The 750-nt window shown below is 46.9% G+C and carries 2 pseudogenes; both read left to right on the forward strand.

The window, feature by feature from the left end:
* Window positions 1-509: pseudogene (locus ABN217_RS19260) on the forward strand (glucose-6-phosphate dehydrogenase); the annotation flags it as partial.
* A pseudogene (locus ABN217_RS19265) lies at window positions 506-750 on the forward strand (glycoside hydrolase family 15 protein); the annotation flags it as partial. The pseudogenes ABN217_RS19260 and ABN217_RS19265, both read left to right, overlap by 4 nt.

Raw genomic sequence — 750 nt, forward strand, 5'->3', positions numbered from 1 at the left:
GAATTGAGATTGATAACTGGCGTTGGAAAGGCGTGCCATTTTATCTGCGTAGTGGTAAGCGGTTAGCCAATAACTACGCAGAAATTGCGGTGCAGTTTAAAGCTCCAGCGGGCGCGCTGCCGGGGGACGTTGAAGTCGATAATAATTGGCTCGTCTTTAGGTTATCCCCAACCATGGGTATGGATATGCACATGACGGCAAAATTACCCGGTATGCATTTGAATACACATGGGATCACACTGAGTGCACCTTATACTCAGCCTGGCCAATATGAGGTATCCGCCTATGAGCAGTTACTGATTGATGCATTGAATGGTGAGGGGGCTCACTTTTTACGTTTTGATGAAGTGGAATGGGCATGGCGGATCATTGATCCTGCATTAAAAGCTTGGCAACAAGGCATGCCTGATTTGTATAAAGCGGGAACTCAAGGGCCTGATACACAATCAAGAATTATGCGTTCTGGGCATCAATGGCGTTCTCTCTTCGAGCAGGAGAACAGCGAATGAATCAGCAACACGCCCCCGGAGAACCGGGTAGCACAGCAACATGGACCAGCAGTGCAAAAGATATGGTCGGAACGGCGATAGGGCAAGGTCGCGTATGGTTTACTGTAGGGTATGGTATTTTAAATGAAGTCTATTGGCCTTCTTGTAGTACCGCCCATATTCGTGATTTAGGTTTTATCATTGCAGGGGATGATTTTTGGTCTGAAGTGAAGCGAGTCAATCAATATGAGTTGACTACACC

Origin of the sequence: Proteus sp. fly-1067 (assembly GCF_040139345.1) — a bacterium.
Lineage (GTDB): Bacteria > Pseudomonadota > Gammaproteobacteria > Enterobacterales > Enterobacteriaceae > Proteus > Proteus vulgaris_B.